Origin of the sequence: Mesoterricola sediminis, assembly GCF_030295425.1 — a bacterium.
GTDB lineage: Bacteria > Acidobacteriota > Holophagae > Holophagales > Holophagaceae > Mesoterricola > Mesoterricola sediminis.
In genome coordinates this window covers 3,551,559-3,576,514 of record NZ_AP027081.1, presented here as the reverse complement: position 1 = coordinate 3,576,514, position 24,956 = coordinate 3,551,559, and the positions used below count along the sequence as shown (strand labels likewise).

Here is a 24,956-nt window from a genome sequence, read left to right as displayed (position 1 = left end):
GCAGGAGTCGCCATGATCAGTGCCGCCACCCTGGCCGCCCTCAACGCCCAGATCAACGCCGAACAGTACACGGCCCAGCTCTACCTCGCCATGAGCGCCCATCTCGCCGAACGCAGCTACCTGGGCTTCGCCCACTGGCTGCGGGTGCAGTCCCAGGAGGAGGCCGAGCACGCCCTGAAGCTGGTGGACTTCGTCCTGGATCGCCGGGGCAAGCTCGAACTCCGCGCCATCAACCCGCCCCCCTCCGAGTTCGACGGCCCCACCTCCATCTTCGAGCAGGTGATGGCCCACGAGCGCGAGAACACGGTCAGCATCAGCCGCTGCTTCGAGCTGGCCCGGGCGGGCGGCGACCACGCCACCGAGATCGCCCTCCAGTGGTTCGTGACCGAGCAGGTGCGCGAGGAGCAGGCCGTCAGCTCCGTCGTGGACCGCCTCCGGGCCGTGGGCGAGCAGGGCGGGGCCATCTGGCACCTGGACCACCAAATGAGCAAGCGCGGCCGCTGATCGGCCCCGTCCCGATTCCTGGTACCCTCGTCCCCGGAGGGGCCATGGCTGCCACCGACACCTTCCATGCGAGCCTCTTCGACGCGGCGCCCGACCCCGCCCCCGACCTGGATCCCGGCTTCCGCCCGTGGGCCCTGGGGGCGCGGCGCTTCCGCGCAGCCCTGACGGCCTCGCCCCGCCGGGAGCCGGTGGTCCTCGGCCTGGCCCAGGGCGACCGCCCCGTGGCGCGCCTCGAGCTGGAGGTGTTCCCCGAGGGCGCGGGCCGGGACCGGGAGAACCTCCGCTACGTCACCGCCCACCTGGACGGGCTCCTCTGGGCGCGGGGCGGATCCCGGGTGCGCGTCGCCGCCCCGCCCCGGCTGCGGGAGGCCCTCCTGGCCTCCTTCGGCCCGGACGGGGACTGGGCCTTCGAGCGCGAGCTCCTGGGCCGGGCCTACGACGAGCCCCTGGCCGCCGAAGCGGCCCAGGCCGGCGACATCCCCCCCGAGGCGCCCTGCGGATCCATCCTCGGCGGCCACCTGGACGGGTGCCGCATCGGCTTCGACCTGGGGGCCTCCGACTACAAGGTGGCCGCCGTGATGGACGGCCGCGAGGTCTTCTCCGCGGAGCTCCCCTGGGAGCCCAAGGGCGCCGCGGACCCCGCCTACCACGTGGAGCGCATCGACGCGGGCCTGCGACTCGCGGCGGCCCACCTCCCCCGGGTGGACGCCATCGGCGGCTCCTCCGCGGGCATCCTCGTGGGCAACCGGGTCAAGGTGGCCTCCCTCTTCCGGGGCGTGCCCGAGGCCGTCTTCCGCACCCGGGTGGAACCCCTCTTCCTGCGCCTGGGCCGGGCCTGGGGCGTCCCCTTCGAGGTGATCAACGACGGGGACGTGACCGCCCTCGCCGGCGGCCTCTCCCTGGGCGTCCGGGGCCTGCTGGGCATCGCCCTGGGCTCCAGCGAGGCCGCGGGATACCTGGACCGGGAGGGGCGCATCACCGGCTGGCTCAACGAGCTCGCCTTCGGCTCCGTGGACGCGGCCCCCGGGGCCGCCGCCGACGACTGGTCGGGGGATCCCGGGGCCGGGGCCGCCTGCTTTTCCCAGCAGGCCGTGGACCGCCTCGCCGCCGCCGCCGGCCTCCCCTTCGAGCCGGGCCTGGACCTGCCCGGGCGCCTCCGCGAGGCCCAGGTCCGCCTCGGGGCCGGAGACCCCCGGGCCCTGCGCCTCTTCCGGACCATCGGCCACTGGCTGGGCCACACCCTGCCGTGGTACGCCGCGTTCTACCCCCTGGACCACGTGCTCATCCTGGGCCGGGTCACCTCCGGCGACGCCGGTCCCGTGATCCTGGAGGCCGCCCGGGCCGCCCTGGCCCGCACCGACCCCGCCCTGGCCGGGACCCTCGCCCTCCATCTCCCCGACGAGAAGAGCCGTCGCGTGGGCCAGGCCGTGGCCGCCGCGAGCCTGCCCCGCCTGGCCGGAGGCTGACATGGAAGTCCTCATCCTGCCCGACCGCGAACGCGCCGCCACCCTCGCCGCGCGGATCATCGCCCGCGAGCTCAGGGCGGACCCCGGCCTCGTCCTGGGCCTCGCCACGGGCCGCACCATGGAGCGGGTCTACGCGCGTCTCGCGGACCTGCACGCCCGCGAGGGCCTGGACTTCTCCCGCTGCACCACGTTCAACCTGGACGAGTACATCGGCATCCCCGCCGATCACCCCGGGTCGTACCGCCGCTACATGGACGAGCGGCTCTTCGGGCCCGTGGACATCCCCCGGGCCCGCACCCACCTCCCCGACGGCATGGCCCCGGACCTCGCCGCCGCGTGCCGCGACTACGAGGCCCGCATCCGTGACGCCGGCGGCATCGGCCTCCAGCTCCTGGGCCTGGGCAGCGACGGCCACATCGGCTTCAACGAGCCCCTCTCCGCCCTGCGCAGCCGCACCCGCGAGAAGGCCCTCACCCCCGCCACCCTGGCCCAGAACGCCGAGATGTTCGGCGGCGACCCCGACCGCGTCCCCCGCCGGGCCCTGACCATGGGCGTCGGCACCATCCTGGACAGCCGGCGCTGCCTCATGCTCGTCACCGGCGAGACCAAGGCCGACATCCTCGCCCGCGCCGTCGAAGGCCCCATCACCGCCATGGTCACCGCCAGCGCCCTGCAGCTCCACCCCTGCTGCCAGGTCGTCGTCGACGAAGAGGCCGCCGCCCGCCTCCAGGGCACCGACTACTACCGCTGGATCCTCGCCCACGAGCCCGAGTGGGCCTCCGACCGGGACCTCCTCGCTTAGCGCCGCCCCCCGTTTCCGGTTATCATGGCCGAGGCTGCATCAAGGTCCCGTAGCTCAGGGGATAGAGCAACCGCCTCCTAAGCGGTAGGTCGGCAGTTCAATTCTGCCCGGGACCACCAGCCGCCTTGAAGCCCGCCCATCAAAGGGTCGGGCTTATTTATCGCGGGTCATCCCGGGCACCATTGGACTGCCGACCTACCGCTCAGGAGGCGGTTGCCCTATGCGTTGCTTCAGTTCGGCGATTAGGACGTCCTTCTCGGCCAGAGCCTGGTCCTTCTCGGCCAGGGCCTGGTCCTTCTCGGCCAAGGCTTGTGTCTGGTCGGCCACGACCTGGCGCAGGTCCGAGGATTCCCGGGCCTGGTCCCGGATCGCGGCCAGCATGTCGTCCTCCACGTCCATCTTCTCGCGCACCTCCTGTTCGGCGCTGGCGCGCAGGAGGCGACGAAGCACCTCGCGATTGCGCTCCGGGAAGTTTTCCTCCAGGATGTCCAGCAGGTGCGGGTCCGTCCGGGACGCCAGGCCCTGGTCGAACACTTCCAGCAGCCGCTCCAACTCGGTGCGCCGGCGGTTCTTCAGGCGGTTGACCTGGACCACGATGGCGTCGTGCGTGAGCGCCTCCACGAAGGGATCGGTGATCTTCACCTCCTCGCCCGTGGCCACGTCCAGGTAGTGCCGGTTGATCTTCAGCACCGGCACGTCGACGCACTCCAGGCCTTCGCCCAGGAAGTAGATGGTCACGATGGGCAGCGCCTGCTTCTTGCCGAACGGATCCACGTAGACGTTCTCCGGGCTGGCGTAGTTGGAGCCCAGGTAGCGCCGGAACCTCTGCACGTCCCAGGCGCTGCGGGCCTTCTGGATCTCGATCAGGACCAGTTTCTGAGCCCCGTCCTCCATGCGCACGGTGGCGGCGAAGTCCATGCGCAGGACCAGGAGCTGGGTGGCGTCGGGGCGGGCCGCCTCGTGGTGCACTTCCGTGGGCCGGAACTGCAATTCGAGCACCTCCTTGCCCAGGAGGGCGGAAAGCACGAGCCGGGCCACCTTCTCGTCGTCGAGGAGGTACTTGAACACCACGTCATAGATGGGGTTGGCGATGCGCACCGGCCCGGGACCTCCCGGGGGAAGTCTAGCGACCCTCCGCGAGGAGAAGCCACGGAACGACTCATGCTCTTGGCTCTCGTCACGCCTCGGAAGCGGCGAACCGGACCTTGCAGGCTACTTGGCAGCCTCCGCCTCCAGGAAAACCTTCCTGGCGATGGCCTCGTTGGCCCTCTCCCTTCGCACCTCGGCCTTGAAGTCGGCCACCCAGATGGCGGCCTGCTTCTTGTCCCGATGGCCGGTGCTTCCGCAAAATCGCCTGCCATTCACCACCCCATCGTAGTGGATGAAGCCACCTTGATCGATCCGATCGGACGTCCTTGAAATCCTTCGTAAATCAAAAGAAATCATTAAATCACGTGGGAGTCACGCGTACGGGAAGTCCATCTTCGAGAGCCCGCGTCCCACCTGGCTTCAGGACATGGGGGACTACCGCCCAGGAGGCGGTTGCCCTATGCGTTGCTTCAGTTCGGCGATTAGGCGGTCCTTCTCAGTCAGAGCCTGAGACTGGTCGGCCAGGGCCTGGTCCTTCTCGGCCAAGGCCTGGTCCTTCTCGGCCAAGGCCTGGTCCTTCTCGGCCAAGGCTTGTGCCTGGTCGGCCACGACCTGGCGCAGGTCCGAGGATTCCCGGGCCTGGTCCCGGATCGCGGCCAGCATGTCGTCCTCCACGTCCATCTTCTCGCGCACCTCCTGTTCGGCGCTGGCGCGCAGGAGGCGACGAAGCACCTCGCGATGGCGCTCCGGGAAGTTTTCCTCCAGGATGTCCAGCAGGTGCGGGTCCGTCCGGGACGCCAGGCCCTGGTCGAACACTTCCAGCAGCCGCTCAAGCTCGGTGCGCCGGCGGTTCTTCAGGCGGTTGACCTGGACCACGATGGCGTCGTGCGTGAGCGCCTCCACGAAGGGATCGGTGATCTTCACCTCCTCGCCCGTGGCCACGTCCAGGTAGTGCCGGTTGATCTTCAGCACCGGCACGTCGACGCACTCCAGGCCTTCGCCCAGGAAGTAGATGGTCACGATGGGCAACGCGTGCTTCTTGCCTTCCTGATCCAGGTAGACGTTCTCCGGGCTGGCGTAGTTGGAGCCCAGGTAGCGCCGGAACCGCTGCACGTCCCAGGCGCTGCGTGCCTTCTGGATCTCGATCAGGACCAGTTTCTGAGCCCCGTCCTCCATGCGCACGGTGGCGGCGAAGTCCATGCGCAGGACCAGGAGCTGGGTGGCGTCGGGGCGGGCCGCCTCGTGGTGCACTTCCGTGGGCCGGAACTGCAATTCGAGCACCTCCTTGCCCAGGAGGGCGGACAGCACGAGCCGGGCCACCTTCTCGTCGTCGAGGAGGTACTTGAACACCACGTCATAGATGGGGTTGGCGATGCGCACCGGCCCGGGACCTCCCGGGGGAAGTCTAGCGACCCTCCGCGAGGAGAAGCCACGGAACGACTCATGCTCTTGGCTCTCGTCACGCCTCGGAAGCGGCGAACCGGACCTTGCAGGCTACTTGGCAGCCTCCGCCTCCAGGAAAACCTTCCTGGCGATGGCCTCGTTGGCCCTCTCCCTTCGCACCTCGACCTTGAAGTCGGCCACCCAGATGGCGGCCTGCTTCTTGTCCCGATGGCCGGTGCTTCCGCAAAATCGCCTGCCATTCACCACCCCATCGTAGTGGATGAACCCGCCTTGATCGATCCGATTGGACATCCTTGAAATCTTTCGTAAATCGAAAGAAATCATTAAGCCACCCGGGAGTCATGCGTACGAGGGGCCCACCTTCGGAGGCCCGCGTCCCACCTCGCTTCGGGCCATGGGGGACTACCGCCCAGGAGGCAGTTGCCCTATGCGTTGCTTCAGTTCGGCGATTAGGCGGTCTTTCTCAGCCAGAGCCTGAGCCTGGTCGGCCACGACCTGGCGCAGGTCAGAGGACTCCCGGGCCTGGTCCCGGATCGCGGCCAGCATGTCGTCCTCCACGTCCATCTTCTCGCGCACCTCCTGTTCGGCGCTGGCGCGCAGGAGGCGACGAAGCACCTCGCGATGGCGCTCCGGGAAGTTTTCCTCCAGGATGTCCAGCAGGTGCGGGTCCGTCCGGGACGCCAGGCCCTGGTCGAACACTTCCAGCAGCCGCTCAAGCTCGGTGCGCCGGCGGTTCTTCAGGCGGTTGACCTGGACCACGATGGCGTCGTGCGTGAGCGCCTCCACGAAGGGATCGGTGATCTTCACCTCCTCGCCCGTGGCCACGTCCAGGTAGTGCCGGTTGATCTTCAGCACCGGCACGTCGACGCACTCCAGGCCTTCGCCCAGGAAGTAGATGGTCACGATGGGCAACGCGTGCTTCTTGCCTTCCTGATCCACGTAGACGTTCTCCGGGCTGGCGTAGTTGTTGCCCAGGTAGCGCCGGAACCGCTGCACATCCCAGGCGCTGCGGGCCTTCTGGATCTCGATCAGGACCAGCTTGCGGCTGCCGTCCTCCATGCGCACGGTGGCGGCGAAGTCCATGCGCAGGACCAGGAGCTGGGTGGCGTCGGGCCGGGCCGCCTCGTGGTGCACTTCCGTGGGCCGGAACTGCAATTCGAGCACCTCCTTGCCCAGGAGGGCGGAAAGCACGAGCCGGGCCACCTTCTCGTCGTCGAGGAGGTACTTGAACACCACGTCATAGATGGGGTTGGCGATGCGCACCGGCCCGGGACCTCCCGGGGGAAGTCTAGCGACCCTCCGCGAGGAGAAGCCACGGAACGACTCATGCTCTTGGCTCTCGTCACGCCTCGGAAGCGGCGAACCGGACCTTGCAGGCTACTTGGCAGCCTCCGCCTCCAGGAAAACCTTCCTGGCGATGGCCTCGTTGGCCCTCTCCTTTCGCACCTCGGCCTTGAAGTCGGCCACCCAGATGGCGGCCTGCTTCTTGTCCCGATGGCCGGTGTTTCCGCAAAATCGCCTGCCATTCACCATTCCATCGTAGTGGATGAACCCACCTTGATCGATCCGATTGGGCCTCCTTGAAATCCTTCGTAAATCAAAAGAAATCATTAAATCACGCGGGAGTCACGCGTACGGGAAGTCCATCTTCGAGAGCCCGCGTCCCACCTGGCTTCAGGACATGGGGGACTACCGCCCAGGAGGCGGTTGCCCTATGCGTTGCTTCAGTTCGGCGATTAGGCGGTCCTTCTCAGTCAGAGCCTGAGACTGGTCGGCCAGGGCCTGGTCCTTCTCGGCCAAGGCCTGGTCCTTCTCGGCCAAGGCTTGTGCCTGGTCGGCCACGACCTGGCGCAGGTCCGAGGATTCCCGGGCCTGGTCCCGGATCGCGGCCAGCATGTCGTCCTCCACGTCCATCTTCTCGCGCACCTCCTGTTCGGCGCTGGCGCGCAGGAGGCGACGAAGCACCTCGCGATGGCGCTCCGGGAAGTTTTCCTCCAGGATGTCCAGCAGGTGCGGGTCCGTCCGGGACGCCAGGCCCTGGTCGAACACTTCCAGCAGCCGCTCAAGCTCGGTGCGCCGGCGGTTCTTCAGGCGGTTGACCTGGACCACGATGGCGTCGTGCGTGAGCGCCTCCACGAAGGGATCGGTGATCTTCACCTCCTCGCCCGTGGCCACGTCCAGGTAGTGCCGGTTGATCTTCAGCACCGGCACGTCGACGCACTCCAGGCCTTCGCCCAGGAAGTAGATGGTCACGATGGGCAACGCGTGCTTCTTGCCTTCCGGATCCAGGTAGACGTTCTCCGGGCTGGCGTAGTTGGAGCCCAGGTAGCGCCGGAACCTCTGCACGTCCCAGGCGCTGCGGGCCTTCTGGATCTCGATCAGGACCAGCTTGCGGCTGCCGTCCTCCATGCGCACCGTGGCGGCAAAGTCCATGCGCAAGACCAGGAGCTGGGTGGCGTCGGGGCGGGCCGCCTCGTGGTGCACTTCCGTGGGCCGGAACTGCAGCTCGAGCACCTCCTTGCCCAGGAGGGCGGACAGCACGAGCCGGGCCACCTTCTCGTCGTCGAGGAGGTACTTGAACACCACGTCATAGATGGGGTTGGCGATGCGCACCGGCCCGGGGCCTCCATGCGGAAGTCTAGCGACGCGATGTGAAGGGAGGCCACAGAACCACTCATGTTCTCAGTTCTCGCAATTCATCGAACCCATGCCTTGAACCTGACCTAAGGCCCAGTTAACGCCAAACCAAGCTGCTCAGCGCACCTTCGAGCGCAAATCCATTGGCCTTGAACCGGCGTATTGAGCAACTCATGGCCCCGCGCCAAAACAAGCCTGCGCCTCGCCGAGCCGCCAAGGGCTTCATGTTGTGGTGATCTCGCGGCCGGTAGGGTGCTCGATGGCCTTTAGGCCGGGGCGAGCGCGAATGGCCAGGCCGGCTTCAGATGCTGAGGATGGAGGCGCAGGACCTGTAGCCGAGCGTGGCACATGATGGCATTCGCCAGCTTGAGGGTGAAGGCCCGGAACCGGGCCAAGCTCGGCAGGACCGGCGAGGACTGGTAGGTGGTGGCGAGGACGGACCAGCCCGAACCGCCTCGGAGAGGCTTGAGGCTGGGCCTGGGCTTCAGTTCCGGTTCGCCCTTCACGCGCTCCCGGAGGTCCACCAGGACATTGTGGGCCAGGGCCAGGAGGCTGGCCCACACCTGGTTCTTGTCCATCTCCGCGTGCCGGAAGGTGGGCTCGAAGGCCGCCTTGAACTCTCCGATCCTGCGCTCCGCCTCGCCCCTGGCCAGGTAATGCTCCACGACCTCCGCAGGAGCGTCCTCGCGGGTTGTCACGAAGTAGAAGTTCTCCGTGAACAGGGCAGGCGCACCGTTCTCGTCCTGGGGCACCTGGAACTTGACCACCACGCGCCGCTCCCGATCCCAGGTTCCAGCCCGGTATGGGAACTCGGAGAAGGCCACCGCCCCACCCATCTTTGGAATGGCGGGACAAAGATCCTGGGCCAGTTCGTCGAGCTTCGAATTGGCGTGCAGGCGCATGGTGAAGTCCACTCCGCCTTGGTTCAGGAGCTTCATGAGCCGGGCGCTGAGCATTCCGGCGTCGCCCCGGTAGGAGGCCACCGGAAGGCCGGCCTCCAGCATCCAGGTCAGGCGCTCGGCCTGCCCCCGGGCTGTATGGGCATTTCCCTCCATCAGCCACAAGGCCGCGAGCCTGCCGGAGCGATCAAGGAGTCATCCGGCGTGATAGCCGAAGTCCTTGTAATGCCCATTCCAGGCTCCGCCCTCCTGCTTGCCGTGCAATTCGAGGAGGCTGGAGTCGCCATCCAAGTGCAGGGGACGCCCTCCATCGGCGGCCGACCCTGCCAGGGCCTTGTCCAGAGCCGTTTGCCCGCGGCCGGAGAGGACCTGAATGAGCCGGGACAGATCGATCTAGGGGACCCGCCCGCCGAGCATTTCCCGCCAAAGGCGGTCGGCCCCGATGACATCAGCGATCTCCTTGCCGGAGCGGTAGCCCATCGCCATGCCGGCGATCAGGGCGACCAATTTCCGTTTCAGCTTGGGCTCCGCGGCGAACCCATATCGATCACCGTTCATCGCACAGATGACCGGCAGCAGTTCGGCAAGGAGGGCACGGAACCATGCGGACCTGCGGATCCGCCGGGCCACAAACACCACGCCGCCATCTGTAGAAACCGGACGGCCAAACTCCACCTTCATTCCCTCGATCTCGAACACCGCACCACTCCTGGCTCTGCACCCATTGGGTGATCGCAGGTGGCGACGAATTCCCAGAAATGACGCGGGTTTCAGGCGGGAAATTGGTTGGCGGCGCTTAGGTCAGGATGAAAGCAGACGGGTTGCTGGGACGGAACTTCCTCAAAGGCATGGCAGGGGACGCGATCAACGCGATCCTCTGCGGGGCCGGGCACAACCTCTGGAAGATCCTGGCCCGCCTCAGGGCCCTTTTGTACATGCTCACCGGCAACGCCTGGGAGGCCCTACAAGCCCTCTGTCGTCACCTGGAGGTGCTCCGGCTCGATCGGGAGGCCTCTGGGGCCCTCTGAATGCCGGGAGGGGTTTCGCAGGATCGACTAACATACAGAAACCTTTGTACACAACCACCCTACGGGCCTGCCCACCGCCATCCCACCGCCTCGAGCTGCGCCTGGAGACCGCTGCGCGTTCTCCACATTCCCCACAGCGGGTGATCAGCAGCAGCGGATTCATGCCGGTCGGGGTCCGCCTTCGGCAGACCTCCCAAGTCTCAGGAAATCCCTACTGGAGCGAACTTGCAGAAAAGACTGGACTCAACTCTTGAAACCCCATCCCGCCGTTCAAGAAAGGACCGGTTCCGCGACACAATTGTGGCGAGAAGCGATTACCATCTCCGTGTGAAGGATAAAATTTGCTTCACCCACTTACATTGCAGAACTGCTCTATCCCATTCTCAGCTCAATAATTTTGAAGGGTCAAGGATTACGCCCCGGTGCACGGAAAAAAATGCGCCCAGGAGTGATGCGACAAATAACAAACCGGAGCAAAGCCAGAGCTGGACCCAAGGGGGAGAAGGGAAGCCATAGAGCCTTGTCGTTAAACACAGACCTAATATCAAGGTCGCCAATAGGCCAATTACAAGGCCCTTGACCAGCCATCCCGAAATATACATTAAGACAAGCTGAAGCAGCGAATTAGGAGTTGCGCCAAGGGCCATGCGGATATTCAGTTCCTGTTGCCGCTCTTGAATGACCAAATTGCCAAGTCCCCAAGATCCAATTATGGTAAGAACAAGTGTTGCGAAGGTGAGGACTCCAAGAACCCAAGACCCAAGCCTCTGATAGTGTAATTGTGCCCCCAAAAGGTCCGTGAATTTCCGAACCCCTAGAGTTGGAACCTGAGCATCTATGCCATTTAAGGCTGCTGTGAGCTTAACTTCGAGGTTACCTTTGCCTCTAGCTAGTATCGAAAAGCTTGACGGATTACCTAGTTCAAAGGGAATGAGAACAGTCGGCATTTCCGTGGCCGAAATGGAAGCCAAGGGGATATTCTTGAAAACTCCGACGATGGTCAATTGCTTCCCATAGGCATTGATAGACACGCCTACCGGGTCTTGTCCGGGCCACCAATGATTTGCGAGCGACTCACATATCAAGCAACCCTGCTGACCCACTTTTAGATCCTCACCGCGAACAAAGATGCCGCCGAGAGTTTTAATTAAACCAGGGCTAACCTGGGCTACTGAAATAAATTCAATAATTCCGGTTGATGGATGGGGAATTGAAACTATTGTGAGTTTACCTTGCAATGGGGCATAGGACATTATGCAGGCATCTCTTACTTCTGGTATTTTTAGCGCTCGATCCATTGCTTTTTTTGCTAACAATTGCACTTCTATAGGTGTTTTGCCTTGTGCGCCGGGCTCAAAATATCCTGTCCAAAGGCCCTCGGGATTCAAACCAATAGGCTTATTAAATCCGGCCTGCAAGGAGGCAAATGCAGTTAATGTCCCTGCCAGCAGTGATATGCACACTGCAAATTGAATCATGATTGTCATTCCAAGACTCTTGGCTCCATGGCGCGAAGAACCCTTGGACCCATTCCCCAAAGCGGATACAAGATCAACTTGACACAACATTTTAATCGCCGGGAATACTCCAGCCAAAGTCCCCAGCAACGAAAAGACAGACAAAAAAGTAATCAAGGTCCAATTCGGAGCCAGAACGGGAATAAAACTAGTATCCTTAATGGGGGCAAGTGCAAAGATTGCTTTTGCCCCTAGAAGCGAAACCGCCACCCCGCCGCCAATGCCAAGGAGCCAAATATAGAAAACTTCAAAAATGTTTGTTTGAATGCCTTCAAAAAAACTTGCGCCTAGAGCCATCCGAATCGCCAGATTCCCAATTCGCGCTCTGCCATAAATGATGTGTAGACACGCCATATTCAATATAACTAAGGCCAGGATTGTAATTCCGGCCGCTAAAATTGTTGCAGGATTGGGGATAACCCTACGAATTGACGCTAGTCGATAGGATGAATAAGATTCCCATCTAAACTCAATATTTCTATTTGTTTCCGGGTATTCTGTCTGCAATACTTGGGATAACTTGGCAAGTCTCTGTTCAATTCCCTTTTGGGATGCGCCGCGATGGGTTCTTGCAATTACATCACGCTTGGTCCTTGCTCCCCGGTTCGTCCTTAAGTCAAGGGCGCCGGTGGCTATCTCTATCCCATTTCTTGCGGAGTCGGAAATCCATAAATCTATATACTCATCGGGCACAATCCCGTTGAATCCTTCAGGAAGAATGGCACGAATAACAAAAGGAACTTGATTGATGGTAAGAACATTCCCGATAACCCCGGTATCGCTTTGAAGGTGCTGTTTCCACCAGCGATTGCTAACAAATACAAAATGATCGTCGTCTACATCAATAACCCCATAACTAGGGAGGATCCCGAGGCATTTAAAGAATCCGTCCGAGACGGACGCTATACGCGCTGCCTTGCCTATGCCTTTCACCCCAACGGCCATAAAATCAACCCGGTAGGATGATACAAATTGAAACAAATCTCCTTCGGCCTTTAGATCCAAAAGATCTGGTTCGGACATAGAAGCGGTGTCCTTCCCGCCCCGATAAACCCGGATGACTCCTAAACATCCTGGATCTCGCACCGGAATGGGCTCTCGCCCAAAAGCAAGCAGGACTGCTGCAAAGACGCCAACCGTGCCGAGCCCAAAGGACAAAAGAAGTGAAGAAATGAGGATCAAGCGCCGTCCACGGTAGCCGGCCTCAAATAACTTTAAAAGGAATGCCAATGCAATCCCACAAGGATTTGACGATGTATTCTCGGTCACCTGAAGTCCTAGTTTGGGGTAAGGTTCAATTCTGATGTAACCCTAAAGGCTCCGGGAAGCTTGATGTCTATAGAGAAAGTTATCAGGTTTAGATTCCGATAAACAAATAGTTTGGGCGACTCGGGGTGTGACAGGTTAATAATTTCTCTTCCGTCACGATCTATCATCTTGCATTCGAAGATCTCTAATTCAACAGGCTTTTTCAGGTCTTCATTAACCGCTAGTTGCAACCAGTCTGTGTCGCGAAATGTTTCCAATTTTGAAAAATTTGGTTCCTTAACGACTAACCGTACCTTGTATATCGGGCTTTCACTGGTCAGGCGGGAAGATTTGACCTTGAAGACAACTTTGTAATTGAATGGAGGGCGGTATTTTGTATCTACCGAACCACTCACCGATAAACGATGAACAACAGCCACATTATGAATTTCTGGCACAACAGCTGCAGCAGCGAATCCGATGAGCATTGGAAAAACAACCATACAGCCCTCCATCCTTCTATTAGTTACTAACAGCGATAGGTGACTTCCGTTACAGACGAGGTGGTGCCATTATCATTTTTGGTAATAACTATCTTTACGGATACCAGCTGGCACCCAATGACCATAGGGCAGTCGGCAGCAGCAGGTGGGATGGTTGCACCCAGAAGCAACCCGACAAGCAGGAGGCTCGTGATTCTAGACCTTGTCTCTCCAGAAAGAAGGGCTACCCGACTGTTGTCTCGGATAAGGGTGGTCAAGGTAGCAGGGTTTTGAGGCATCTTATATAGAAATGAGCCAATAGCAAGAAAAAATAGAGTCTCCGAGAACAGACCAAAATCCATCGGCTCCCCGGAAAGTAGCGTGACTTAAATTAGTCGGCCCTTCAATACGTACAACCAGCAAATAAATCAGTAACTTGATGAAACTTTTCAAGTATGAGGTACACAAGATCGTGAATCCGTGCGGATCCCTGCGGGATCCGACGGAACACGCTCCGAATGGGGCCATTGTCGCCGACCAGGCGCCGGGTTGAGATGTCGAAGGCCGCCTTCGCACCTTCACGGTCCCTTCGTGGGCCGGGAAACAGGGGCGTTTGGCGGGATACCCCAAATTCCGGATGGTCCTCCGGCCTGACGCCGGTGGTTTCTGGAGGCATCCGATCGAGAGCGTGGAGGCCGTCAGGCGCCGCAGAAATGGGCTCGGAGCAGGACCAGCCGGTCGAAGGCCAGACAGGTCCGCCCGAACTTGTAGGCCACCTGGCCCGCGTGGTGAACGACCCGTGCCGCCACGCACAGCAGTTCCTGGATCACCGTCCGGATGCGGCGACGCTTGCTCTCGTGCCGCTGCTTGTACCCCTTCAGGCCGATCTGCCCCATGAGGCGCAGGACGTTGTAGGCCAGGACGCCCATCTCCAGGATGAGGGCGTTGGTCATGAACTTGCCGCTGGGAAGCCGCTCCAGATCGAGTTCTCCCTTCATCTCGGAATGGAACTGCTCGCTCGTGCCGTGGTCCCGGTAGATGGCGACCACGTCGGCTTCCGGCAGGTCCAGGCTGGTGATCCAGGCATCCACGCCCACCAGGGGGAGCAGCAGGGCGTTGCCCTTGGCGTCCGTGGTGCGCTCGGAAACCTCCACCACCATCCGGTAGCGAACAACCCTTTCCTCGCCTTTGAACTTCACCGTTCGTTCCATCCGCTCCGAGAAGCGCACCACCCGCTTCCCTTCCCGGGGGTGGCTCCAGGCGGATTCCGGCATGCCCGCGGCCTTGTCCGCCCAGACCTCCAGGTTCTCCGTGCGCCAGTTGTGCTTGACCAGGTAGTCGATGCCTTCCTCGGCAGCCAGGGCGTAGTTCTCCAATGCGTCGTTGCCGGAATCCATGCGGAGCAGGATCCTCCTCCCGCTCACCAGTTTCTTGGCGAGGGCGCTCACCCGCGCCAGGAACGCGGGGGTCTCCTTCTGCGAGTGTTGGGTCCCCTCCCGCAATTCGAAGCCCAGGGCCCAGCCCTCCTCGCCCAGGTAGGCGGCGATGGGCGCGTAGCCCTCGAATTGCTTGTAGGTCCAGCCGATGCCTTCCTTCTTGGAGTTGGAGTTGTCCAGCGGGGTGACATCGACGTCCAGGGCCACGTGCCCGGTGGAGAGGGCGGTGATCGGGGCCTTGCTCTTGCGTAGGAGGTCGCCGGTGGCTTTCTGTACGTAGGGCATGTAGAGGTCCGCCCCTTCGTCCAGCCGCTGCCGGACGGTGACCGGCGAGGGGAAGGCCTGAAGGCCCAGGCTCTCCGGCGCGAGCACCTTGTCCTCCAGGGTCGAGACGGCCTCGAAGTCGCTCTTCCCCGTGCAGAGGGTTGCGACGTAGGCCAAAGCCACGTCGCCGGTCGGCACGGCTCCGGTCCGCTTGGGGAACTGCCGGGTGAGATCCTTGCCCAGGGTCGTGCACCGGTTCAGGATCTGGCCCACCAAGGCAAGCCCTGCGCCTCCAACCAGTTCCATCTTCTCAGACTTGATGAACTTGATTTCCATTCGGGTCACCCGTTGGGTGACACCGATCACCCGACTACAATGGTACCAAACCCTCATGGATATTGGGTTTCCGGAGATTCGCCGCAGGCGGATTGCACGGACTCAGGAAGATAGTAGGGGGCGACCCCCCGGATTCCGGTGTACCGATGCGGAACGCTCTATCCCTCGTTCAGGAGATCCAGAACCTCACTGTAGGCATAAAGTCGATTTCTGGCGCTTCCCGTGATTTCGCGGATGAGGCCGGCCCTTTCGAGGTTGGCCAAGGCGTTGTTCACGGTAGATGGAGCCAGGTTCTCTTCCCGGCAGATGGTGGGAGAAGAGGCGATAGGGTGCTCTTGCAAGTAACGGTGGACTTGGAAGGCTGAGGCCGCCATTCCCTTCGATTGAATCGTCCTGATGTCCTTTTCAAACAGGTCAAGCAGCCGTTTCGCCACGGTCACTGCACCCTGGGCGGTTTCGGCCATCCCCTGGAACATGAAGTCCAGCCAGGCTTCCCAATCGCCGTCTTCCCTCACCTCCTGGAGCAGTGCGTAGTAACGGGTGCGGTGGCTCTTCAGGAAAAGGCTGAGATAAAGCATGGGCTCACGCAGGACCCCCTCCTGGCAAAGGATGAGGGATACCAGGAGGCGGCCAACGCGTCCGTTGCCGTCCAAAAAGGGATGAAGTGTTTCAAACTGAAGATGAGCCAATGCGGCCTTTGTCAGTGGGTCCATGTCCGAGTGCAGAAAGGATTCCCACGACGAAAGGCAATCGGGAAGGCATTCATGTGGAGGGGGCACGAACGTTGCGTTTCCCGGCCGACTACCTCCGATCCAATTCTGGGAGCGCCTGAACTCACCTGGATGTTTCCCGCTACCACGCCCCTTTGAAAGAAGCACCTCGTGGATCTCCCGCACAAGCCGAAGGCACAGCGGAAAACCTCCCCGGAGCCTGCCCAGGCCATGGTCAAGGGCGGCCACGTAATTTGAGACCTCGACCACGTCTTCCATCGGGACGCCAGGGGCCTGGAGGTTCTCGTAGGCAAGGAGGTCGGAAAGTGACGACTGGGTGCCTTCGATCTGAGAGGAAAGAACCGCTTCCTTCCGGACGTAGCTGTATAGGAACATTGCGGGATGCGGGAGAAAGGCGGTCACTCCGTCAAGGCGGCCAAGGGCGGCTGAGGCCCTCTGATGCCTCTGCAGAAGTGAGGTACTCCACTGGATGGGAGGATCCGGCGGAAGGGGCTTCGGAAGGAAGGCGTGGACCTCCTCCCCGAGCGTGGTTTGGACAAGGTAGGAACCGGTTGGTTCTCGTCGCATAGGGGGCTTATTCCAGGAATCGAAACAGGGGAGAAACAAATTTTCATTTTCCCCCAAAATCAAAATAGGCCCTTTGGGTCAGATTCACCAGGGGAAGGACGGCGTGCCACCCTGCACGGGTGGCAAGGCCCCCCCATGGCCATCTCCCTACCAACCTTGGCGTAGGAATCGGCCACCCTGATGGCATCCTGCTTCCTGGCTTGGTGGCCGGTGTTCCCGCAAAATCGCAGGCCATTCACGACGACACCGACCCTGGGTTCTCCGTTGGCGCTCGCATCCTGGATCCGGAAGCAGGGCCGCGACGCCATCCAGCCTGCCGAGGGCCGTGCATGCTTTGGGGTGGGCCGGCAGCAGGGGGGCGCTCCCGTCCTGCGGAGGATCCGGTGGGAGGGGCTCCGGCGGGACGGTCGGTTCGAGGGGTGTTCAACGGCTGTTGAAATATTCCTTGCATCCCCGCTCGCTCCGCTCCATATTGAACGGGTGTTGAACGCAGGAGCCCCCGTGCCCACGCCCCGCCGTCCCAAGCATGCCCGCCTTGACCAGGGAAGCCTCCTGGCCGCGGCGCTCCGGGTGTTCGCCCGGGAAGGGTTGGACGGGGCGAGCATGCGTGCAATCGCCCGGGAGGCCGGCTGCGACGCATCGCTTATTTACTATTACTACGAAAACAAGGATGCGATCTTCGAGGCGGTCCTGGACGAGCGCCTGCCGCCCGTGATCCGGAAGATCCGCCGCCTCGCCAATCCCCGGGACCCGCGCACCACGATCCAGAAGCTTTGGGAGGTGATCCGGATCTTCCGGGAGCATGCGTCGGATCCGGGCCTGCGGAGCCTGGTCAAGGGGCAGGTGCTCCAGGGGGGGCCGAGCATGGCCAATGCGGTGGGCCGGCGCCTCCTGGGGGCCCAGGTGGCGATGCGGGCCATCTTCCGCCGGGGCCAGCGCCGGGGCGAGGTGCGCCCGGACCTGCCCCCCATCCTGGCCACCCTGTTCCTCATGCGCATGGAGGCCGAGATCCTGGATCTGGTTCCGGTGATGGCCCCCGCGTTCACCCGGCTGGATCCGGCCGAGGCCCTGGACCGGGCCGAGCGGATCTGGCTCGACGTCTACTGGCGGGGGATCGCCGTCGATCCGACCCAGCCGCTGCCCTTCCCCCCGGCCCTGATCGCCCCCGAGGAGCTCCGATGATCAAGAAGCAGATCCTGATTCCCGTCGCCGTCCTGGCCGTGGCCGGGCTGGGGGCGGGTTACGCGTGCCGCGCTTCCCGGGCCTCGGCCCGGACGACCCTCTACGGGAACGTGGACATCCGGGAGGTGAGCCTGGCCTTCCGCGTGGGGGGGCGGGTGGCCGGGATCCAGGTGGACGAAGGTTCCGCGGTGAAGGCCGGGGACCTGATCGCGGTCCTGGACGAGGAGCCGCTGCGCAACGCCCTCGCGGCGGCGGAGTCCACCGCCGCGGCGGTGGCGGCGCGGAACGCGCTGCTGCACCGGGGCTACCGCGCGGAGGACGTGGCCCAGGCCCGGGCGCGCCGGGACCAGGCCCGGGCGGGGGCGGCGGAGGCGGAACGGCAGTGGGCCCGGCAGCGCACCCTGCAGCCGGAGGGGGCCTCGTCCCAGAAGGCCCTGGACGCCGCCCTGGCCCAGCGGGACCAGACCGCGGCCGCCCTGAAGGCCACCGAGGAGGACCTGCGCCGCCTGGAGGCGGGCTACCGCAAGGAGGAGATCGCCGAATCCGACGGCCAGCTCCGCCAGGCCCAGGCCGCCCTGGAGACGGCGCGCCTGAACCTGCGCGACGCCCGCCTCACGGCGCCCAGCGACGGGGTGATCCTCACCCGCGCGGTGGAGAAGGGCTCCATGGTGCTGGCGGGGGCCCCGGGCTTCAGCCTGAGCCTCACCCGTCCCGTCTGGGTCCGCGCCTACGTGGAGGAACCCGTGCTGGGCCGGTTCAACACGGGCACGGCGGTGACGCTGCACACGGACCTGGACCCGGCCAAGGTCTACCACGGGGTGGTGGGCTTCGTCTCGCCGACGGCGGAGTTCACGCCCAAGACGGTGGAGACCGCCGATCTCCGGACGGCCCTGGTCTACCGGATCCGGGTGGTCGTCAGTGATCCCGACCCGGCCCTGCGCCAGGGGATGCCCGTCACGGTGAGGCTCGCGAAATGAACGAATCCGCCATCGAGGTCCGGGGCCTGCTCAAGACGTTCCCGGGCATGGCGCGGCCGGCCCTGGACCGCCTGGACACGGCCATGGCCGCGGGCACCATCACGGGCCTCGTGGGCCCGGACGGGGCGGGGAAGACGACGTTCCTGCGGGCCCTGGCGGGGCTCTTCCGGCCCACGGAGGGGACGGTGCGCCTCCTGGGCATGGACCCGGGGGCCCAGAGCCCGGAATTGCGGGAGCGCATCGGCTACATGCCCCAGAAGTTCGGCCTCTACGAGGACCTGTCGGTGCTGGAGAACCTGCGGCTCTACGCGGATCTGCGGCACGTGACCGGGGAGGCCCGGAACCGGGCCTTCGGGGAGCTGTTGGCCTTCACGGACCTCGCCCGGTTCACCTCCCGGCCGGCGGGCAAGCTTTCGGGCGGCATGAAGCAGAAGCTGGGCCTGGCCTGTTCCCTGCTCGGGCAGCCTGAGGTCCTGCTGCTGGACGAGCCCGGGGTGGGGGTGGATCCCATCAGCCGCCGGGAGCTCTGGCGCATGGTGCGGGCGTTGGCCGCCGGCGGCATGACCGTGGTCTGGAGCACGGCCTACCTGGACGAGGCGGAGCTGTGCGATGACGTGCGGCTCATGAACGAAGGGCGCATCAAGGCGAGCGGGCCCCCCGCCCAGCTCATGGCGGCCATGGCGGGGCGCACCTGGCACATCCAGGGGCTGGCCGGCGCCGCGCGCGCGATCTTCCACCGGGTGCTGAACGCGCCGGAGGTCATCGACGGGGCCATCCAGGGCGCGCGGGTGCGCATCGTGCTGCGGGAGGCGGGGCGCTTCCCCGACCTGGCGGCGCTGGGGGCGGCCCCGGGGGCGGACTTCGCGCCCGCGGCCCCGCGCCTGGAGGACGCCTTCATCGACCTGCTCGGGGGCGGGCCCGGCGGGGATTCGGCCCTGGCCGACCTGACGGAGCCCCACGAGCTCCCCGCCGGGGTGGACCTCGGCGCGGTGGTGCGGGCCCAGGACCTGACGCGGCGCTTCGGGGACTTCACGGCCACGGACCATGTGAGCTTCAGCGTGGCCCGGGGCGAGATCTTCGGGCTGCTGGGCCCCAACGGGGCGGGGAAGTCCACCACGTTCAAGATGAAGTGCGGCCTCCTCAAGCCGACCTCGGGCCTGGCGGAGGTGATGGGCATCGACCTCAAGAAGAGCCCCGCCGCGGCGCGCCAGCGCCTTGGCTACATGGCGCAGAAGTTCAGCCTCTACGGCCAGCTCCCGGTGCGGAGGAACCTGGAGTTCTTCGCGCGGATCTACGGCCTGGAGGGGGCGCAGCTCGCGCGCAAGACCGCCCAGATGATCGAGGCCTTCGACCTGGAGCCCTACCTGGACATGCCCGCCGGGGACCTGCCCCTGGGCTTCAAGCAGCGGCTGGCCCTGGCCTGCGCCGTCATGCACGAGCCGCAGGTGCTCTTCCTGGACGAGCCCACGTCGGGCGTCGATCCGGTGACGCGCCGGGAGTTCTGGAACCACATCCACGGCCTCGCCAACAAGGGCGTGACCATCGTCGTCACCACGCACTTCATGGACGAGGCGGAGTACTGCGACCGCATCGGCCTGGTCTACCGGGGGAAGATGATCGCCCTCGGGCCGCCCGACGCCCTCAAGGCCCGGGTCGCGGGCCCGGACCTGCCGGATCCGACCATGGAGGACGCCTTCATCGGGCTCATCCGGGAGGCCGAGGCATGAGGATCCCCGGCGTCTCCCCCAGGCGGCTCTTCGCGCTCTGCCGCAAGGAGTCCTTCCAGATCGTGCGGGATCCCTCCAGCATCCTGATCGCCTTCGTGCTGCCGGTGATCCTGCTCTTCCTCTACGGCTTCGGCATCAACCTGGACATGGACCACGTGCCGGTGGCGGTGCTGCGGCTGGACGACGGCCCCGCGGCGGTGCGCTTCGAGCAGGCCCTCTCGGGCTCGCCCGCCTTCGCCGTCCACCGGGTGGGCTCCCGCGCGGAGCTCATGGGGGAACTGGGCCGGGGCGACGCGCGGGGCGCGGTGGTCATCCCCAACGACTTCTCGGCCCGGGTGCTGCAGGGCAGGGGGGGCGCCCTCCAGGTGCTCACCGACGGCGCCGAGCCCAACACCGCCAATTTCGTCTCCAGCTACGTCCAGGGCGCCTTCGACCGCTGGCGGGGCGGGGGCGGGGCGGGTCCCGAGGTGCGGCAGCGGGCCTGGTTCAACCCCGACACCGTGAGTCGCAACTTCCTGGTGCCCGGCTCCATCGCCGTGGTCATGACGATCATCGGGGCCCTCCTCACCTCCCTGGTGGTGGCCCGCGAGTGGGAGCGCGGTACGATGGAGGCCCTCCTGGCCACCCCCGTCACCAAGGCCGAGCTGCTGCTTTCCAAGATCATCCCCTACTACGTGCTGGGCATGGCGGCGATGGCCCTCTGCACCGCGGTCGCCGTGTTCCTGCTGGGGGTGCCCTTCAACGGCTCCATCCTGGCGCTCGGGGGGATCACGACGCTCTTCCTGGGATGCGCCCTGGGCTTCGGGCTCTTCCTGTCCACGGTCCTGCCCACCCAGTTCAACGCGGCCCAGGCCTCGCTGGTCGCGGGCTTCCTGCCGGCCATGATGCTCAGCGGCTTCGTCTTCGAGATCTCCAGCATGCCCGTCGTCCTCCGGGCCATCACCCGCATCGTCCCCGCCCGGTACTTCACCCGCGCCCTCTCGACCCTCTTCCAGGCGGGGACCCTGCCGGAAGTCCTCGTCCCCAACGCCCTCGCCCTGGCCGCGCTGACGGTCTTCTGGCTGGGCATCACCGCCCGCAAGACGCGGCGGACCCTGGACTGAGCCATGTTCCGACGCCTCATCGCCCTCATCCGCAAGGAGCTCCAGATCGTGGTCGGGGACCGGAAGACCCTGCGCATGCTCATCGCGCCGGTCATCCTCCAGACCATCCTGTTCCCCTTCGCCGCCACCATGGAGGTCCGCAACGCCACGCTCGCCGTCCTGGACCAGGACGCGGGGCCGGCCTCCACGGAAATCGTCCAGCGCCTGGCCAGGACCTCGGCCTTCTCCCGCGTCCTGCCCGTGCGCAGCGAGGCCGAACTGCGGGAGCGGGTGGACGCGGAGGACGCCCTCATCGCCATCGCCTTCCCCCAGGACTTCAGCCGTCGCGTCGCGGCGGGCCAGTCCGCGCCGGTGCAGCTGATCCTGGACGGCCGGCGCTCCAACAGCGCCCAGATCGCCGGCGGCTACGCCACCCAGGTCATCGCCGGCTACGCGGCGGAACGGGGCGGGGGCGGCGCCTCGGCGGTGACGGTGCGCCACCTCCACAACCCGAACCTGCACTCGGCCTGGCACGTGCTGCCCAGCCTCGTGGCCATCATCACCACGATCGGGTGCCTCTTCGTGGCGGGCCTCTCCGTCGCGCGGGAGCGGGAGGAGGGGACCTTCGACCAGCTCCTCGTATCGCCCCTCACCCCCGCCTACATCATGGTGGGCAAGGCGGTGCCCGGGGTGCTGGTGGCCTTCCTGCAGGGGCTCTTCATCGCCGCGGCGGCGCGCTTCGGCTTCGGGGTGCCCTTCACGGGGTCCCTGCCGGCCCTCCTCCTGGGGATCCTCCTCTACGGGATCGCCCTCTCGGGCATCGGGCTCTACATCAGCTCGGTGTGCATGAACCAGCAGCAGGCCTTCTTCGGGGTGTTCGCCTTCATGAGCCCCGCCGTCCTGCTCTCGGGCTACGTCTCGCCCATCGAGAACATGCCCTGGGTGCTCCGGGCCATCGCCCAGGCCAACCCGCTCACCCACGTGATCCTCATCGCCAAGGGCACCTTCCTGAAGGGCTGGGGGCTCCTGGACGCGCTGCCCCACCTCTGGCCCCTCGCGGCGGTGGCCGTCTGCACCCTGTCCGCGGCCCTGGTCCTCTTCCGCCGCCACATCGCCTGATCGAGGCCTCCATGCGCAAGCTCCTGCTCCTCCCCCTGGTTCCTGCCCTCCTGGCCTGCCGTCCCGTGGGCACCGACTACCGCAGGCCCGCCCTGCCGCTGCCCGACCGGTTCTCGCCCCCCCAGGGGGCGGGCGCGGACCCCTGGTCCGGCCTCCACGATCCGGTGCTGGACGGACTCGTCCGGGAGGCGCTGGCCGCGGGGCCGGATGCGGCCGCGGCGGAGGCCCGGCTGCGCCAGGCCCGGGGGCTCCAGGGGGTGCAGGACGCCCAGGGGGGCCCCACGCTGGGCTTCGGCGCGAAGGCCACCCGGGACCGCCTGAGCCGGAACGGGGAGCAGCTGGCCAACATGCCCCTGCCCAACCCCAAGGTGGATTTCACCAGCTACCAGGCGGGCTTCGACGCCAGCTGGGAGCTGGACGTGTTCGGCCGGACGCGTCGTCTGGCGGAGGGCGCCGCCGCCCGCACCGGCGCCGCGGAGGCCCGTCTGGCGGACGTGCGCCTCATGGTGGCCGCGGAGGTGGCCCGCACCTGCATCGAGGCCCGCGCCTGGCAGGCCCGCATCGGGATCGCGGCCGAGAGCCGCGCGGACCTGGACGAACAGGTGCGCCTGGCCCGCCTCTCCCGGGACGCCGGGGAGCTCTCGGACCTGGAGCTGCAGGGCGTGGAGGCCGCCCGGGAAACCTACGTCGCGGCCCTGCCCGCGCTGGAGACCGGGCTGCGGCAGAGCCTCGCGGCGCTGTCCGTGCTCACGGGCCTGCCGGTGGAGGCGGTGCGGGCCCGGCTGGAGCCGGCCCGGGACCTGGTCCCCGTGCCTCCCCCGCCCGCCGCGGGCCTGCCGTCGGACCTGCTGGACCGCCGCCCCGACCTGCGGGCCGCGGAGGGGGACCTGGCCGCGGCCACCGCCGACGTGGGCGCCGCCAAGGCGGCCCTCTACCCCCGCTTCACCCTCGCCGGGAACGGCGGCTGGACCTCGGTGCAGTCCGGGACCCTGCTGGACAACGCGAGCCGGACCTGGAGCCTCGGTCCCCAGCTGAGCCTGCCCCTCTTCAACCGGGGCCTCCTGCGGAGCCAGGTGAGGGCGAACGAGGGCGCCCTGGACGCGGCCCTGGCGGCTTACCACAAGGCCGTGCTCACCGCCCTGGCCGACGTGGACGTGGCCTTCACGCGCATGGCCCGGTGCGAGGAGCGCCGGAGTTCCCTGGCCCGGGCCGAGGCCCTTCAGGCCCGCGCCGCGGACCTCACGGAGCGCCAGTTCAGGGCGGGCGAGGTTTCCCGGACCGCCGTCCTCCAGGCGCGCCGCGCCCTGCTGGAGCAGCGCGACCAGGGGGTCCAGGCCCAGGCCCAGAGCCTCACGGCCCTCATCTCCATCGGCAAGGCGCTGGGCACGGGCTGGACCGCGGGCCGGCCCTGATCCGGACGTCCCCGTCTACCGCTCCAGGCGCTTCAGGGCGATGGTCAGGAACTCGTGGGGCGCGGGCAGGAGGCCCACGTCGGCGGCCACGCCCTGGCCCTCCTGGCTGAGGAGGAAGTGGAGCACCTCCCCGAGCGCGGGGTCGAGGGCGGCGCCGGGGGCCCGGTTCAGGTAGGCGTAGTAGAGCCGCGGCATGGGGTAGCGGCTCAGGGTGACGTTGTCCTGGTTGGGGAGGCGGGCGTCGGAGGACTTGTAGGGGATGACCGGGAGGACCTTCACGCCGGCGTACCAGCTGGCCAGGGATCCGAAGGCGATGCCGGCCTCGTCCGTGATGACGCTCTCGGCCAGGGAGGAGGCGTCGGGCTTGGCGATGACGCCGGCCTTGAACGGGCCGTTCAGGAGCACGGAGGCCTGGAAGGCCTCGCGGGTCGTGGTGCCTTCGCCGCGGCCGTAGGCGACGATGGCGCGCTTGCCCAGGTCGCCCCGGACCCTGAAGTCGGACCAGGTGGCGGCGGGCTCCTTGTAGCCCCCGTGGCGCTCCTGCCCGAAGATGGCGTCCAGCTGCTCCATGGAGATGCTGCTGATCGGGTTGTTCTTGTGGACGAACACGATGATGGCGTCGAGGCACACGGGAATGCGCATCGGCATGTAGCCGTGCTTCGCCTGGAAGGCCTTCATCTCGTCCTGGGAGAGCTCCCGGGCCGTGATGACCAGGGGGCGCGTGCCCTCGGTGAGGTCCTTGACGGCCTCCTTGGTGAGCTTGGGCACGTAGACGATCCGCCCCTGGGGCTGGTACTGGTGGAACAGGCGTCCCCACTCCTCGCCCAGGTCCGAGATGGCGTCGGTGCCCGGGATCTCCACCGCGCCGTTGACGGCCACGGTCGGGTTGTAGTGGGGCAGCGCTTCCGAGACCTTGGCCCGCATCTGGGCGGTCTGGGCAGCCTGAGGCAGGGCGGCCAGCGCGAGAATGGCGGCGATGCGGAGGATGGAAAGGCCCATGGGTGCTCCCGAATGGAGGGCTGGCCGCCCGGTCTCCGTACCGGCCCT

The 24,956-nt window shown here is 65.5% G+C and carries 20 protein-coding genes, 1 tRNA gene and 2 pseudogenes; 11 read left to right on the top strand and 12 right to left on the bottom strand.

Translation table 11 applies throughout. The annotated features are described in order from the left end of the window. Positions 1–12 precede the first annotated feature (12 nt). The 4 genes from R2J75_RS15600 (at position 13) to R2J75_RS15585 (ending at position 2,891) form a co-directional block, all read left to right on the top strand. A complete protein-coding gene (locus tag R2J75_RS15600) occupies positions 13–504 on the top strand; it encodes a ferritin (protein WP_243333466.1) in 492 nt (163 codons plus the stop codon). 44 nt (positions 505–548) lie between these two features. Beyond that, on the top strand, positions 549–1,970 hold the full coding sequence (locus tag R2J75_RS15595; RefSeq protein ID WP_316410544.1) for a hypothetical protein: 1,422 nt from the start codon (positions 549–551) through the stop codon (positions 1,968–1,970). A 1-nt stretch (position 1,971) separates the two neighbouring features. Then, positions 1,972–2,772: a glucosamine-6-phosphate deaminase gene (gene nagB / locus R2J75_RS15590; protein ID WP_243333461.1), complete on the top strand. Its 801-nt coding sequence runs from the start codon at positions 1,972–1,974 to the stop codon at positions 2,770–2,772. A 43-nt stretch (positions 2,773–2,815) separates the two neighbouring features. Next, a tRNA-Arg gene (locus R2J75_RS15585) sits at positions 2,816–2,891 on the top strand. Between the two features lie 76 nt (positions 2,892–2,967). Here R2J75_RS15585 and R2J75_RS15580 read toward each other — a convergent pair. The 7 genes and pseudogenes from R2J75_RS15580 to R2J75_RS15550 form a co-directional block, all read right to left on the bottom strand. Continuing rightward, on the bottom strand, positions 2,968–3,870 hold the full coding sequence (locus R2J75_RS15580; protein WP_316410543.1) for a hypothetical protein: 903 nt from the start codon (positions 3,868–3,870) through the stop codon (positions 2,968–2,970). A 426-nt stretch (positions 3,871–4,296) separates the two neighbouring features. Beyond that, the gene (locus tag R2J75_RS15575; protein ID WP_316410542.1) at positions 4,297–5,241 is read right to left on the bottom strand and encodes a hypothetical protein; all 945 of its coding nucleotides are present in this window, start codon (positions 5,239–5,241) and stop codon (positions 4,297–4,299) included. Between the two features lie 114 nt (positions 5,242–5,355). Next, positions 5,356–5,556 carry a hypothetical protein gene (locus R2J75_RS15570; RefSeq protein ID WP_316410541.1) on the bottom strand — a complete coding sequence of 67 codons (201 nt, stop codon included), beginning with the start codon at positions 5,554–5,556 and terminating at the stop codon, positions 5,356–5,358. Between the two features lie 111 nt (positions 5,557–5,667). After that, a complete protein-coding gene (locus R2J75_RS15565; protein WP_316410540.1) occupies positions 5,668–6,528 on the bottom strand; it encodes a hypothetical protein in 861 nt (286 codons plus the stop codon). A gap of 426 nt (positions 6,529–6,954) precedes the next feature. Then, entirely contained in the window at positions 6,955–7,878 is a 924-nt protein-coding gene (locus R2J75_RS15560) for a hypothetical protein (protein ID WP_316410539.1), read from the bottom strand. A gap of 290 nt (positions 7,879–8,168) precedes the next feature. Continuing rightward, a pseudogene (locus R2J75_RS15555) lies at positions 8,169–8,969 on the bottom strand (transposase); the annotation flags it as partial. Positions 8,970–9,194: 225 nt separating this feature from the next. Beyond that, positions 9,195–9,500, bottom strand: a complete 306-nt coding sequence (locus R2J75_RS15550; RefSeq protein ID WP_316410538.1) for a hypothetical protein — start codon at positions 9,498–9,500, stop codon at positions 9,195–9,197. Between the two features lie 107 nt (positions 9,501–9,607). Between R2J75_RS15550 and R2J75_RS15545 the strand changes: the two are divergent. Continuing rightward, positions 9,608–9,829, top strand: a pseudogene (locus tag R2J75_RS15545) (hypothetical protein); the annotation flags it as partial. Positions 9,830–10,212: 383 nt separating this feature from the next. Here R2J75_RS15545 and R2J75_RS15540 read toward each other — a convergent pair. The 4 genes from R2J75_RS15540 to R2J75_RS15525 all read right to left on the bottom strand — a co-directional run bounded on the left by R2J75_RS15540 (position 10,213) and on the right by R2J75_RS15525 (position 16,410). Continuing rightward, a complete protein-coding gene (locus R2J75_RS15540) occupies positions 10,213–12,615 on the bottom strand; it encodes an ABC transporter permease (protein ID WP_316410537.1) in 2,403 nt (800 codons plus the stop codon). Between the two features lie 8 nt (positions 12,616–12,623). Next, positions 12,624–13,097: a hypothetical protein gene (locus R2J75_RS15535; RefSeq protein ID WP_316410536.1), complete on the bottom strand. Its 474-nt coding sequence runs from the start codon at positions 13,095–13,097 to the stop codon at positions 12,624–12,626. 677 nt (positions 13,098–13,774) lie between these two features. Then, complete coding sequence (locus tag R2J75_RS15530; RefSeq protein ID WP_316410509.1) at positions 13,775–15,112, bottom strand: IS1380 family transposase; 1,338 nt, start codon at positions 15,110–15,112, stop codon at positions 13,775–13,777. Positions 15,113–15,270: 158 nt separating this feature from the next. Next, positions 15,271–16,410 (bottom strand): Fic family protein, encoded by a 1,140-nt coding sequence (locus R2J75_RS15525; protein WP_243335829.1) that lies wholly within the window; start codon positions 16,408–16,410, stop codon positions 15,271–15,273. A 501-nt stretch (positions 16,411–16,911) separates the two neighbouring features. Between R2J75_RS15525 and R2J75_RS15520 the strand changes: the two genes are divergently transcribed. From R2J75_RS15520 to R2J75_RS15495, 6 genes are read left to right on the top strand one after another with little or no spacing between them, the layout of a single operon-like run. Then, the gene (locus R2J75_RS15520) at positions 16,912–17,592 is read left to right on the top strand and encodes a TetR/AcrR family transcriptional regulator (RefSeq protein ID WP_243335827.1); all 681 of its coding nucleotides are present in this window, start codon (positions 16,912–16,914) and stop codon (positions 17,590–17,592) included. Next, on the top strand, positions 17,589–18,569 hold the full coding sequence (hlyD, locus tag R2J75_RS15515; RefSeq protein WP_316410535.1) for a secretion protein HlyD: 981 nt from the start codon (positions 17,589–17,591) through the stop codon (positions 18,567–18,569). Before R2J75_RS15520 ends, hlyD begins: the two co-directional genes overlap by 4 nt. Next, on the top strand, positions 18,566–20,296 hold the full coding sequence (locus R2J75_RS15510; RefSeq protein ID WP_243335821.1) for an ATP-binding cassette domain-containing protein: 1,731 nt from the start codon (positions 18,566–18,568) through the stop codon (positions 20,294–20,296). Before hlyD ends, R2J75_RS15510 begins: the two co-directional genes overlap by 4 nt. After that, positions 20,293–21,399, top strand: coding sequence for an ABC transporter permease (locus tag R2J75_RS15505; protein WP_243335819.1), 1,107 nt, complete (start codon positions 20,293–20,295; stop codon positions 21,397–21,399). Before R2J75_RS15510 ends, R2J75_RS15505 begins: the two co-directional genes overlap by 4 nt. A gap of 3 nt (positions 21,400–21,402) precedes the next feature. Further along, positions 21,403–22,497, top strand: a complete 1,095-nt coding sequence (locus tag R2J75_RS15500; protein WP_243335817.1) for an ABC transporter permease — start codon at positions 21,403–21,405, stop codon at positions 22,495–22,497. 11 nt (positions 22,498–22,508) lie between these two features. Then, positions 22,509–23,909, top strand: coding sequence for an efflux transporter outer membrane subunit (locus R2J75_RS15495; protein WP_243346904.1), 1,401 nt, complete (start codon positions 22,509–22,511; stop codon positions 23,907–23,909). A gap of 15 nt (positions 23,910–23,924) precedes the next feature. On the opposite strand, the gene R2J75_RS15490 is transcribed toward R2J75_RS15495, so the two are convergent. Then, positions 23,925–24,908, bottom strand: coding sequence for a PstS family phosphate ABC transporter substrate-binding protein (locus R2J75_RS15490; protein ID WP_243335813.1), 984 nt, complete (start codon positions 24,906–24,908; stop codon positions 23,925–23,927). Between the last annotated feature and the right edge of the window lie 48 nt (positions 24,909–24,956).